Source organism: Vagococcus sp. QWL-13, from assembly GCF_058683555.1.
This window is the reverse complement of record NZ_CM178746.1, coordinates 1,912,385-1,925,132: the sequence shown is the minus strand read 5'-3', so window position 1 is coordinate 1,925,132 and position 12,748 is coordinate 1,912,385. Positions and strand designations below refer to the sequence as shown.

The following is a 12,748-nucleotide window of genomic DNA, read 5'->3' as shown; positions in this document are numbered from 1 at the left end:
AATGACTGAACAAATGTTACCAGGATTACAAATCAAACCAGGTGGGATTTCAAAACGCGTTATTACCGTAGGGGATCCTGAAAGAGCGAAAAAAATTTCCTTTTTATTAGAAGATGTTGTGGAAGTTCAAAAGAACAGAGAGTATTGGACGTATAAAGGAAAATATAAAGGTAAAGAACTTATGGTAATCTCCCACGGTGTTGGTGCCAGTGGTGCGATGTTAGCGTTTATTGGCATGATGAAAGGTGGGGCCGAAGTTGTGGTAAGAGTTGGAACTTGTGGAGGGTTAAACAAAGATGTCGTACCAGGGACCTTAATAGTTGCTACTGCGGCAGCTAGAGAAGATGGCGTGACAGATATGTATGTTCCAAAATCATATCCTGCGATTGCCGATTTTAAAACAACACAAGTGTTGCTTGAAGAATCAGAGAAATCTTCAAGTAAAATTTTTGATGGTGTTGTTGTGACACATGGTGCATTTTATGGGGGGATTTTGCCAACCAATACTGTCGAACAAGCTAAGTCAGGCGCTGTTGGTTTGGAAATGGAACTGGCTGCTTTATATATTGCCGCATCCATGTTTGGTAAAAAAGCAGGATCTATTTTATCTGTAGATGGTTCTGCCTTAGCCGTTTTAGAAAGTGCAGAAGACAATGATCCAGATCCAGAATTATTAGAAAAAACAGTAGATGAAAGCATTCGAATTGCACTAGAAGCAATTGTGAAGCTCGAGGTATAAAGATGGGGTTAGAACAGGCAAAGCAAAAAGTATTAATGTTTGCAAAAAAAGCATATAACGAAAAATTAATGGCGGGCACAAGTGGGAATATAAGTATGTACATCCAACATAAAAACTTAGTAATCATCACACCTAGTAGTATCGAATATCCGACTATGGTAGTGGATGATATCTCAGTTATTTCACTTGATGGACAGATTATTGAAGGGCCACATCAACCATCCTCTGAATGGCCGATGCATACTGAAATATATAAATATTTCAAGAGTGACTCTGCTCTAGTTCATACCCATTCACCTTATGCCACGGCTTTTGCAGTGTGCGGAGAGGGGATACCGGAAATACTTATTGAGATGAAACCTTTCCTTGGAGGTGATATTAAACTAGCACCTTTTGCTCCGGCTGGTTCTGTTGAATTAGGAAAAGTAACGTCTCCTTATTTGGTAAATCGGAAAGCTTGTTTGTTAGCAAATCACGGAACAATGAGTATGGGAAATAATTTGGAGAATGCTTATTTATCAAGCGTTTATTTGGAGGATGCAGCTAAAATTTATCACTTTGCTAAATCAGTTGGGGTACCTAATGTATTAGATTAAGATAGGATATTTAGTCACTTTAAAAGATTCATTATCTGTCTGGAAAATATCAGTTGCTCAAGATAGAAAGGAAAAAAATATGAAAAAAAAGAGAAAATTAGGTTTCCTGGATTTAATGAGTATTTCTATTGGTCAAATAACTGGTTCTGGAATTATGGTTTTAACTGGCGTGAGTATTGGTTTAACTGGGTACGGGACACCTTGGGCGTTTATTGTAGGAGCGATAATCACACTTTTTCCTGTTGTATGTATTGCAGCTATGGGCTCTGCTGTACCTTCAAATGGAGGAATGTATACCTATGTTCGTGATTATATAGGAAAAAAAACAGGCTTTTTCTATGTGATTCTATTAGTAACGGGTCAATTAGTGATTGCTGTTTATGCACTGAGTTTTGCTGAGTATTTATCATCATTAGTTTCAGTAGATATTCGTTTAGTTGCTGGTATTGTAATGACAATTTGCTTTGCTATTAATATTGTCGGCATCCATATGGCAGCTAAAGTTCAAACAATACTGGTTATTTGTTTACTGGCAGCTCTAGCAGCTTTTTCCATTTACGGATTACCTCAGGTTACGGATTTTAAGCCGTTTTTTGAAATGAAATCAGTAATGCCCAATGGTATTGTTCAGTTTTTTGTGGCTTCTGCTTTATTACGTTTTGCGATGGTTGGATCTGAGTATATTTCAGAGCTGGGTAGTGAAACAAAAAATCCAGGTAAAATGATTCCTTTTGTAATGATTTTTTCTACTTTAGTTGTTGCGGTGTTTTATTTTATTTTAGGAATAGTTGCAACAGGAGTTTTACCAACTGAAGAAGTTGCATTTCAGCCGTTGACTTTGGTTGCTAAAAAAATTCTTCCGAATCCCATATTTGTTTTCTTTATCATAGGTGGAGCCCTGGCGAATTTCTTTAGTTCTTTAAATGGTGTTTTCTCTTGGTGTACACGAGGATTGGCAATGGCAATCGAAGATGGGTGGTTGCCTAAAGGATTAGCGAAAAAAAATAAAACATTTGGAACTCAACATTTTCTGCTACTTATTTTTTATATCGTAGGTATGTTTCCTATAGTGACTAAGATGGATATTACCTATATTTCCATGCTTGGTAATGGTGTAGGTATGATTTTTGGAATTTTACCAGCATTTGCTTTATTCTTTCTTGTTAAAAAGAACCCAGAAGCATATAAGAAGGCCGCATTTAAGTTGCCCGTCCCTTTTACAAAGATTATTCCAATAATCAGTTTAATTTTATTTTCTTACGGTTCATATTTATCTTTTGGTGATCTGGACAGGATTGGATGGGTGATTTTATTTGTTTTCATCGCAGTAGTCGTTCTGTATGCAAATATTAAAGGAAATAAAATTGAGAAAAAAATCGCAGAGGATGAAGCGAATGCCACGATTAATTAAGAAGTGTCTGCAAGTCTTATTAGGATCATTTTTATCAGCCTTAGGCATTCAAATGTTTATTTACGGCAGCTGGGGAGTGGATCCAATAAGTACCTTTCTTTTAGGAATCGTTAATCATGTTGATATTCTCTTTGGTACAGCTTCACAATTGTTTAATATTATTGTATTGTTCTTGGTATTTATTGTTGATAGAAAAAAAATAGGTTTAGGAAGTTTTATCAATGGACTTTCAGTAGGTTTTTTTATTAATATACTATCAGCCTTAACAATTGAATCCTTCCTAAATGGTCCGAAAATAATTTATGTTCTTTTAGGACCAGTAGTATTAGGATTTGGCACGGGTATATATTTACTCGGAGATTTAGGTTGTGGTGCGCTTGAAGGGTTAATGATGGTAATATCGGAACGAACCAATGTGAGTATAAAATTTATAAGAATATTGTTAGATTTTTTACTAGTAATTAGTGGTGTAGTGCTTGGTGGAAAATTTGGTGTTGGGACTCTTTTAGGTGTTTTCATGATTGGACCTGTAATTGAATTGACAGTTAGAATGAGTAGAAAGAAACTAATCGTACAATGATTAAAAGCTATCAGCTGTATTTGAATATTGTGTCTGTTCGATACAAGCATCGAAATAGGAAAAGTGGCTAACCCTAAGTTTTAAAAATAAAAACAAAACTGATAAAGGGACTGGACCTTCGTCAGATAATGTGGACGGCTAGAATTTAGTTGACTTTAAATAACAAGCTTAGACAACTCTTCTTAAACATGTGGAGTTGTCTTTTGGATTTGTCAGTTTAAACTCGACAAGAATGCGATGTATGAAGTATCAAAAGATAAGATAACTACAATTAGTCCGTTAAATGACTTTGATGTTACTATTAGGTCTTTTAAGAAGTTTATTAGAAAAAAGTTGAAGGTATTTTCAATTCAATTCAGTTCAGATGTTTCTTAATTTTTTTATAAGGTTTTCGTAAAGAATGACATCTTTGGTTTCACTGTCTGTGTTTAATGAGGTTTAGTTACAAAGACGATGAAATTTGTTATTCTTCTTTTTCCGATAAGTGTTGGACATCTTTATGCTAGCTGGAATATTCATCCTTATCAAAAATTATACAACTATTTTATTTACAGTCCTGACAGTTTATCAGGGCTGTTTTTTTAGTCAAGATTTCCGAAAATCGTCTAGAACGTTATGGTTAAGATAAGAGAATAATAACAGCAGTAAATTAAGATAAACTCATGAAAGCCAGATTTTTGTGCTTCAACCTATGGTACTAATCGGTTTTTTGAGAAATTAATTCTAATAAAATTATGAGAAACTTGTCTTTTTATTGAATCCATTATAAAATTTTATCTATACTAGAGATATGATGTTAAAATTTGGCAGGTTTTAATGAGACAATTAACACTTGCTGACCACTGATTGACAGGAAGGGGGTTCTGGATTTTTGGAAAAGGACATGCAGCTACTTGAGACATTAGCAAAAAAGACGGATGACAATCAATCTGTTCTTCTTGAAAAAGAAGCAAAACTGATTCGTGAAGCTAAACAACGCGCCCATAAATTAGTACAAGAGATGAATCATGATTTTGATCAGGAAGAATCCACCTGGCGAAGAGAAGTCGAAGAAGAGATTGAAGCATATAAAATTTCAATGGCTCAACAAGTAGAAAATGAAATAGAGTTCTATCGTAAACAATACGAAGAAAATAAAAAATACGCCAGAGAAGAACTAATAAAGGAGATATTCGGTTATGGCCATAGTAAAAATGAGTGAATTTCAACTCATTCTTTTAAATGAGCATGTTGAACCGCTTCTTGAAAGGATGCAGCACTATAAAAATATTTCTTTTAAAGATATTTCTTCCGAGGAAACATCTTTTTTCAAGAATAAAAAGAGTGCTTATGACTTTGAGAGAAACCGATTCATGCGGGAACATTTGAAAGATATTTTAAACGCAATCAAAAAGATTGAAAAAGAGCAGAAATTAAAGAAAAAACAACCTGTTTTATCGATTACTTTCGATGAGCTTATTCAAAGGTGTCAGCATATCGACATTGAAATGCTGTTGGATACTTATGATAAATATTATGACGCATCGAAAAAAACTATTGCTGATTTTGAGTACTACCGGCCATGGAACGATAACGTTCGCATGAGCAGTGAAGAAATCATTCAATTAAGCAAAGAAAAGCCAATTATTGGAACGGTAGACAAAACAAACTATGATAGTTTTGCCAAAGATTTAGAAAAAATCGGCAATACTTTTTACATGACAAAAACTTTATCGAATCACTTGAATGTAGTGGTGATTCTCCCCGGGATGGATAAACGTGCACAAATTGATATCATCCTTGATAAATATCACTTCGAAAAACGCAGCAGCAAGTCACTTCAAATAACTGATGATATGAAAGAACTGCAATATCAGTTAACTCAACTTATTGATAAAAGAAAAACTATTGAGGACCGTTTAGGGAGTATCGGGAATTATCGTGAAGAATTACAGCTTTACTATGAATACCTGAACAATGAAATGCTCCGATATGAAACTTTTGAAAAGTTTTTGGTTTCTGAAACAACTACCAGAATAGATGGTTGGATTTTTACTTCTGATACAGATTCATTTGTGGAGCTGCTGAAAGAAATTACAGACGACCAGTTTGTGGCAGACATCACAGAAACACCGATTGATTCAGAAGATGTTCCCATCAAACTTAAAAACAACAAATTTTTCAGTGCGTTTGAAGGAATTACTAATATGTATTCTCTTCCTAGATACAACGAGCTGGACCCTACACCTTTATTTACGCCATTTTATGCCATCTTTTTTGGGATGATGCTGGGAGATATCGGTTACGGTTTGATTATGGGTCTGGCAACCCTGCTTGCCCTGAAATTCGGCAATTTTAAAGAAAGCGTAGCAAACTTTATTCGATTTTTGATGTATCTCAGTGTTCCAACCACATTAATTGGGTGGGCCTATGGGGCTTTCTTTGGGGGTCTAATCCCTGTCAAAGGATTATTGGATATCAACAAGGACTTTATGACCGTTCTGATTTTCTCGATTGTTTTTGGTATTTTCCATTTGTTCATTGGCCTTGCGATTAAGGGTTATCTCTTTATCAAATGGAAACAGCCTTGGTATGTTTTATTCGATGTAATCTTTTGGTATCTGGCTTTGGGCGGTGCCATCATATTAGTTTCCCAAATGTTTACGCCTTTGCTTGAACCCTATACTCGAGTTGGAACGATTATCCTAATCGTCGGGATGATAGGCATCGTATTGACAAACGGAAGAGATGCTAAAACCATCTTTGGCAAGCTTGCCAGCGGTCTGTATAGTTTGTACGGCATGACAGGTTATATCGGTGACGTGTTATCCTACTCCCGTTTGATGGCATTAGGATTGGCTGGAGCTTCCATCGGGTTTGCTTTCAACTTGATCGTTGAAATGTTGAGCGGTTTTGGCGTGATTGGTGTGATTGTCGGAGCAATCGTTTTTGTAGGAGGACACACCTTTAACTTGGGTATCAGCGGTTTAAGTTCTTATGTGCATTCGGCACGTCTGACTTATGTTGAGTTTTTCGGGAAGTTTTATGTGGGTGGAGGCAAAAGATTCCGCGAATTTAGAAGTCCCAACACATACATTAATATCATTCAGGAGGAAGATAAATGAAATTCACAGAATTTTTTATAGAATACGGCGGCATCATCATGGCCGTTTTAGGCATGGCTTTAGCAATTATTATCCCGGGCACTGGAAGTGCAAAAGGCGTGGGGATGGTCGGAGATGCAGCTTCAGGGCTGATGGCGGAAGAGCCTGAAAAATTTGGTAAAACATTGATTATTCAACTGCTGCCAGCCTCTCAGGGACTTTACGGTTTCGTTATCGCCATTATGTGTCTGGCACGTCTTTCGGCAGCGATGCCGTTGCAGGAAGGTTTGTTTATTTTAGTCGCTTGTTTGCCGATGGCTATCGTCGGATATCCAAGTGCCATGGCTCAAGGTCGTATTTCAGTCAACGGGATTGCCTTATTGGCCCGTGATGAAGAGCAGATGACCAAGACCATTATTTATACGATCATGGTAGAAACATACGCTCTGTTGGCGTTTGTCAGCTCCCTGATCATCTTGAATACGGTGAGTTTCTGATGAGGTACGGAAATTTATCAAATATCGTTGAAAATCTTGAAGAAAGAGATTTGCAAAAAGAAACTGCCTTTCTTGTTTCTGCTCAGCAAAAGGCAGAAGATGCTTACCAAAAAATCATCGATGAAGGGGTTGCCCGGTTGGAACAGCGCAAATCACGCTACCGCAAAAGACTGAATGCTGAAAAAAGACAGGAGATGATCCGCATCTCTATGTCGGAACAACTGAGAGTGAATGAATTCAGACAAACGCTGATCGATCAGGAGTTGGAAACTTGTGTCCAGTACTTTCATGATTTGTCGGACGAGATATTTTTTGACTGGATGTCCCGTTTTTTATTGCAGCATGATGAACGCCCGGTTATCTTTATCGGACCTTCCCGTTATGAAAGTGCCCGTTCCCGTTTTGGTGCCGATTATGACATCAGATTGAAAGAGGATTTAAAAATAGGTTTTCTTTTATGTTATCCAAATTTTGATATCAACTATGATATGAATCAAGTCATGCGTTACAGAAAACAGGAAATGACCAACCAAATGATGGATTACTTATTTGAGGATGAGCATGATGAGAAGAAGTAAACAGTTAGATGACTTTCTAATGTCCAACATCCAAGTCGTGTATATGCAGAAAAAATTGTTAAAAAAAGCTGATTTCCACGATTTGATTCAATTGAAAAATTGGGAAGATATCCAGAGATTTCTTGCCCGTTTTGATTATTCTCTTCGAGGAGAAGTGACCATCGAAACTATTGATGATCTTTATCAGGACAATCTGGCAGAGCTGGAGTCCACCTTGTATCAGCTGAATTTTCCCGATGAATATTTGAAAGTCCTTTTTGTCAAACGGGATATTTTTCAGAAAAATCAGGGAACAGGTTATGAAAACTTAGATGAGAAAGTTTTAGCGGAATACAGCAGATATGCAAAAAATGGTCTGCATCCAATCATCTCCAGCTATGCGAAAAGCAGAATCGATGAATTTTTTCTAAACGATTATTTTCGTCATGAGGATCATCGGATTACTTTCAAAAAGTATGCTTGCGGAAATTTCTCCCGGGCAGATTTGGAACGGCTGGAGACACTTCCTTTAAAAGAAGGGATTCGCTGGCTGCAGCACTCATTTTATCAAGAAGTTTTTCAGGATGGTTTCCATCCTATCGAACTGGAAAAAAGATTTGATAACTGGCTGATCGAAAGCTATCAGACTTACCGTTATCAAACCATTGGGCTGGAAGGCATCTTTACCTACAGTCTGGAAAAGGTTTACGAGTTGTTTAACTTGCGCCTGATTTTAAAGAGCAAATTGTATCATTTGCCGAATGAGGAAGTCTTGGAAAGGGTGAGGACAATCAATGGCTAAAGTAGTTTATTTAAGTTATGAGAAGACAGAAGGTATGATGAAAACTTTGGGTCTTGAGGTGGTCACTCTGGAAAGAAATGGCGATTTCAAACATCTTGTCCGTCAGCTTCAGCATACGGGTGTCAATATTATTTTTGTTACTGAACCAATTTTTCAAGACTATCAGGAAACCATTCAACAATACAACAAAGAATTCGAAGTGAACATAAGCATACTTCCCAATCAGCTGCACCATCACCAGTTGGCGCAAAAAAGACTTAAAGAACTGACGGAAGAAGCTTTAGGAGTTACAATCAGTTAGGAGGAAGACGTTTGCAAGATGGACAAATAATCAAAGTATCCGGCCCCTTAGTAGTGGCAAACGGGATTAAAAATGCCCGTCTTTTTGATACAGTGCTGGTTTCCAATCTGGAATTGCTTGGAGAAATCATCGAAGTCAAGGATGATGAGGTATCTATTCAGGTCTATGAGGAAACTTCGGGCATCAAGTTAGGGGAAAAAGTGGTTTCCCAACACCGCCCCCTAAGTGTGGAGTTGGGTCCGGGACTGTTATCCAGCATGCTGGATGGTATCGGCCGAGATTTAAAAGAATTTGCAGCTCAAGAAGGGTACTACTTGACTAGAGGGTCAAAAATAACCACCTTGAATGAGAAGCGTAAGTGGTATTTTCATCCCATAGCCAAAATAGGACAAACTGTAATCCCAGGAGATTATCTCGGCTACGTGATGGAAAATAAATTCAAACATTATATCCTTGTCCCAGAAGGAATCACAGGGATTGTCAATTGGATTGCTGACGGGGAATACACAATTACTGAAAGAGTCGCCACTATCTTAAAAGAAGACAGACATGAGCAGGGAGTTACCATGCGGCAATATTGGCCCATTCGGAAACAACGGCCGTTTAAAGAAAAAGGACTTCCTGAAACACCTTTAGTCACAGGACAGCGCGTAATCGACACGTTTTTCCCGGTGGCAAAAGGCGGAACTGCTTGTATCCCCGGGCCTTTTGGTTCCGGAAAAACAGTGGTCCAGCATCAACTGGCTAAATGGTCTAATTCGGATGTGGTGGTTTATATCGGCTGCGGCGAACGGGGAAATGAAATGACAGACGTGCTGTATGAATTCCCCGAATTAATCGATCCCAAAACCAAAGAACCGCTGATGAACAAGACGGTGTTGATTGCTAATACATCTAATATGCCGGTGGCAGCCCGAGAAGCCTCTATCTACACCGGTATGACCATTGCAGAATATTTTAGAGACATGGGTTACGATGTATCTCTGATGGCAGATTCCACATCCAGATGGGCAGAAGCACTGCGCGAGATGAGTGGACGTTTGCAGGAAATGCCCGGTGATGAAGGGTATCCAGCTTATTTAGCTTCCCGGCTGGCTCAAGTATATGAGCGGGCAGGGATCGTCAAGTGTTTGGGAGAAAAGACGAGAGAAGGATCTGTGACCATGATCGGTGCAGTTTCTCCTGCTGGCGGAGATTTGTCCGAGCCGGTCACTCAGGCAACGTTGAGAGTGGCTAAAGTGTTTTGGGCACTGGATTCCAGTTTGGCTTATGCCAGACATTTTCCTGCCATCGATTGGCTGGAAAGTTATTCATTGTATCAAGACAGAGTCGATCACTATATGCGCAGACAAGTGAACCGCAATTTTCCTAAATACCGGAAACGTGCCATGGCTTTGTTAAAAGAGGAACAGCAATTACAAGAAGTAGTCCAGTTGATCGGAAAAGACGGTTTGTCAGATTTTGAAATTCTGAAACTGGAAATTGCCCGGATGTTAAGAGAGGACTTCCTGCAGCAAAATGCTTTCGTAGAAGAAGATATGTTTACTTCCCATACGAAACAAAAGCTGATGCTGACGTGTATCATGGAGTTTTTTGCCGAAGCCAGAGACGCGTTGATGCATGAACACGTTTATATCGCAGATATTTTAAATGGCGAGAGTATTCAAAAAATCGGACAAATGAAATATATTGATGAGACACATTTGGATGACATTCGACGAATCATCAAAGAAAACAAAGAAGAATTGTCGCAAATTGCAGAAAGTTTGAAGGAGGACCAGATTATTGAAGGAGTTTAAAAATATCCAAAAAATTGCCGGTCCGCTGTTAATCGTTGAAGGTGTTTCTGATATCGCCTATGACGAAGAAGTTGAAATTTATCAGAGTGAAAATGATGTCCGGGTGGGAAAGGTATTAGAAATAGAAGGAGACCATGCTGTTATACAGCTGTATGACTCCAATATCGGTTTAAATCCAGATGAAGCCAAGCTGCGTTTCAGAGGGCGCCCGGTCAGTCTAAACGTTTCCCGTGAGATGATGGGCAGAATTTTTGACGGGCAGGGTCGCTTGATCGACAATGGTCCTGATTTGCTGACGTATGAACGGCGGGACATTAACGGCAGTGTGATGAACCCGGTGCTGCGCCAATATCCCAATCAGTTCATTCAAACGGGAGTAAGTGCCATCGACGGTGTCAACACTCTTGTGGTTGGTCAAAAATTACCAATTTTTTCCGGCTCCGGTTTGCCTCACAATGAACTGGCGGCACAAATTGCCAGACAAGCTCAAGTGTTGGAAGACGATATAAACTTTGCGGTGGTTTTTTGTGCCATGGGGATTTCTTTTGAAGAATCGCGGTTTTTTATTGATGAATTTACCCGGACGGGTGCCATCGAACGGTCAGTTTTATTTATGAATCTAGCAGACGATCCCGCCATCGAGCGTTTATCTGCTCCGCGGATGGCTTTGGCGGCTGCAGAATATCTGGCCTTTGATTTGGATATGCACGTGCTAGTCATCATGACTGATATGAGCAACTATTGTGAAGCTCTTAGAGAAGTGTCTGCTTCAAGAAAAGAAGTGCCTTCCAGACGAGGTTACCCTGGTTACATGTATACGGATTTGGCCAGCATTTACGAGCGTGCGGGTCGTCTGCAAAATAAAGTTGGTTCTATCACGATGATGCCGATTTTATCCATGCCGGAAGATGATAAGACCCATCCGATTCCTGACTTGACCGGCTACATCACAGAAGGACAGATTATTCTTTCCAGAGATTTGTCAAAGCTTGAGTACCGGCCGCCGATCGACGTTTTGCCAAGTCTTTCCCGACTGAAGGATAAAGGTATCGGCAAAGATAAAACCAGGGAAGACCATGCAGACGTGATGAATCAATTGTTTGCTTCCTATGCTAAAGGAAAAGAAACGATTGAGTTGGCTAGCATTTTGGGAGACAGTGCTCTGACTGAATTGGATCATAAGTATGCCGCTTTCTCCCGGGCCTTTGAGAGAGAATATATCGATCAAGGATTTTATGAAAACCGAACTATTGAAGAAACATTGAATTTAGGCTGGAAATTATTAAGGATGCTTCCGAAAAGCCAGCTGAAACGAGTCCGCAGCACTTACTTGGAGCAATACTATTAAGGGGTGAGGAAATGGCCCGATTAAATGTCAATCCGACGAGGGTGGAGTTGAGAAATTTATCCAATCGGCTTCAGATCGCCACTCGTGGTCACACATTATTGAAAGAAAAACAGGATTCTTTGGTTAGAAATTTTAGAGAGATGACGGAAGAAGCAGTGATCCAGCGCCGGATTGTGGAGGAGCGTTTGGGGACGTTGTTTAAAAACTATCAACACGCAAGTCTGGAATCTGATGACCGTTTTTTACAGCACAGTTTAAATGCTTCCCAATTTCAAATGGATGTGGGCACGTCTCTCCAGCACGTTTTAGGTGTGCGGGTGCCTAGCTATCACTTGGCTGAATTACCTGATAAAAATCTAGTTCCCCGAGGCGGAGAAACTAGCAGTTATTACACTCCCATCGTCATCAAGGAATTAGATGTGGATCAGGAAGAACTGAGTGAAAATTTGGTAAAGCTGGCTGAACTTGAAAAAAAATGTTTCCTGATTGGTGAAGAAATCATTGCCACCAGACGCCGGGTGAACTCTTTAGAGTATAAAACAATCCCGGACTTAACGGAAACCATTGCTTACATCAAAATGAAAATCGAAGATGCAGAACGTAGTCAAATAGCTAAATTGATTAAATTATAAGAAACACCTAGAATGAAGTTTTCTTCTTTCTAGGTGTTTTTGCATCACATTGCTTTCGGCATACTTCTTGTCGCTACGATATCAACGCCTGTGCCAAGGATATTTGGAATAATTATCTGGCCTATTGACACTGGAGCAGTGACTTCTGCCTGATTGATTAGCCTCATAATATCTTTCATTTTACCTTTAGGAATCGTGTCGCTGGTTTTCACTGGCAGACGGGGATGGCTGCCGGATTTTATTTTGACAGTGGAAGTGACCGTTCTGACCGGATTTTGCAGTTCCTGTTTTCCGTAAACTTCCCCTTTGCTGCACTGATTCCCGGTTACTTTGTAGCCATTTTCTTCATCTACCGTAAGGTGACAGCCTACTGGACAAACGATACAAATGATTTCAGCCATTT

The 12,748-nt window shown here is 39.2% G+C and carries 14 protein-coding genes; 13 read left to right on the top strand and 1 reads right to left on the bottom strand.

Annotated features, from left to right (window positions below; genetic code table 11):
* The first annotated feature begins 1 nt into the window (after position 1).
* From AC4PHI_RS08880 to AC4PHI_RS08820, 13 genes are all read left to right on the top strand, one after another.
* On the top strand, positions 2-739 hold the full coding sequence (locus tag AC4PHI_RS08880) for a nucleoside phosphorylase (RefSeq protein WP_492199560.1): 738 nt from the start codon (positions 2-4) through the stop codon (positions 737-739).
* A 2-nt stretch (positions 740-741) separates the two neighbouring features.
* Complete coding sequence (locus tag AC4PHI_RS08875) at positions 742-1,335, top strand: class II aldolase/adducin family protein (protein WP_492199559.1); 594 nt, start codon at positions 742-744, stop codon at positions 1,333-1,335.
* A 79-nt stretch (positions 1,336-1,414) separates the two neighbouring features.
* Positions 1,415-2,746: an APC family permease gene (locus tag AC4PHI_RS08870; protein WP_492199558.1), complete on the top strand. Its 1,332-nt coding sequence runs from the start codon at positions 1,415-1,417 to the stop codon at positions 2,744-2,746.
* On the top strand, positions 2,730-3,326 hold the full coding sequence (locus AC4PHI_RS08865; RefSeq protein ID WP_492199557.1) for a YczE/YyaS/YitT family protein: 597 nt from the start codon (positions 2,730-2,732) through the stop codon (positions 3,324-3,326). Before AC4PHI_RS08870 ends, AC4PHI_RS08865 begins: the two co-directional genes overlap by 17 nt.
* An 871-nt stretch (positions 3,327-4,197) precedes the next feature.
* Positions 4,198-4,527: a hypothetical protein gene (locus AC4PHI_RS08860; RefSeq protein ID WP_492199556.1), complete on the top strand. Its 330-nt coding sequence runs from the start codon at positions 4,198-4,200 to the stop codon at positions 4,525-4,527.
* A complete protein-coding gene (locus tag AC4PHI_RS08855; protein WP_492199555.1) occupies positions 4,505-6,430 on the top strand; it encodes a V-type ATP synthase subunit I in 1,926 nt (641 codons plus the stop codon). Before AC4PHI_RS08860 ends, AC4PHI_RS08855 begins: the two co-directional genes overlap by 23 nt.
* The gene (locus AC4PHI_RS08850) at positions 6,427-6,906 is read left to right on the top strand and encodes a V-type ATP synthase subunit K (RefSeq protein ID WP_492199554.1); all 480 of its coding nucleotides are present in this window, start codon (positions 6,427-6,429) and stop codon (positions 6,904-6,906) included. The genes AC4PHI_RS08855 and AC4PHI_RS08850 overlap by 4 nt, the downstream gene beginning before the upstream one ends.
* Positions 6,906-7,484, top strand: coding sequence for a hypothetical protein (locus AC4PHI_RS08845; protein ID WP_492199553.1), 579 nt, complete (start codon positions 6,906-6,908; stop codon positions 7,482-7,484). The genes AC4PHI_RS08850 and AC4PHI_RS08845 overlap by 1 nt, the downstream gene beginning before the upstream one ends.
* Positions 7,471-8,265 carry a V-type ATPase subunit gene (locus AC4PHI_RS08840; protein ID WP_492199552.1) on the top strand — a complete coding sequence of 265 codons (795 nt, stop codon included), beginning with the start codon at positions 7,471-7,473 and terminating at the stop codon, positions 8,263-8,265. Before AC4PHI_RS08845 ends, AC4PHI_RS08840 begins: the two co-directional genes overlap by 14 nt.
* Positions 8,258-8,566 carry a V-type ATP synthase subunit F gene (locus tag AC4PHI_RS08835; protein WP_492199551.1) on the top strand — a complete coding sequence of 103 codons (309 nt, stop codon included), beginning with the start codon at positions 8,258-8,260 and terminating at the stop codon, positions 8,564-8,566. Before AC4PHI_RS08840 ends, AC4PHI_RS08835 begins: the two co-directional genes overlap by 8 nt.
* Before the next feature lie 11 nt (positions 8,567-8,577).
* Complete coding sequence (locus AC4PHI_RS08830) at positions 8,578-10,365, top strand: V-type ATP synthase subunit A (RefSeq protein ID WP_492199550.1); 1,788 nt, start codon at positions 8,578-8,580, stop codon at positions 10,363-10,365.
* Positions 10,352-11,713: a V-type ATP synthase subunit B gene (locus AC4PHI_RS08825; protein WP_492199549.1), complete on the top strand. Its 1,362-nt coding sequence runs from the start codon at positions 10,352-10,354 to the stop codon at positions 11,711-11,713. Before AC4PHI_RS08830 ends, AC4PHI_RS08825 begins: the two co-directional genes overlap by 14 nt.
* A gap of 11 nt (positions 11,714-11,724) precedes the next feature.
* Positions 11,725-12,345, top strand: coding sequence for a V-type ATP synthase subunit D (locus AC4PHI_RS08820; RefSeq protein WP_492199548.1), 621 nt, complete (start codon positions 11,725-11,727; stop codon positions 12,343-12,345).
* Between the two features lie 44 nt (positions 12,346-12,389).
* Here AC4PHI_RS08820 and AC4PHI_RS08815 read toward each other — a convergent pair whose 3' ends face one another.
* Positions 12,390-12,746, bottom strand: a complete 357-nt coding sequence (locus tag AC4PHI_RS08815; RefSeq protein WP_492199547.1) for a DUF1667 domain-containing protein — start codon at positions 12,744-12,746, stop codon at positions 12,390-12,392.
* Positions 12,747-12,748 lie beyond the last annotated feature (2 nt).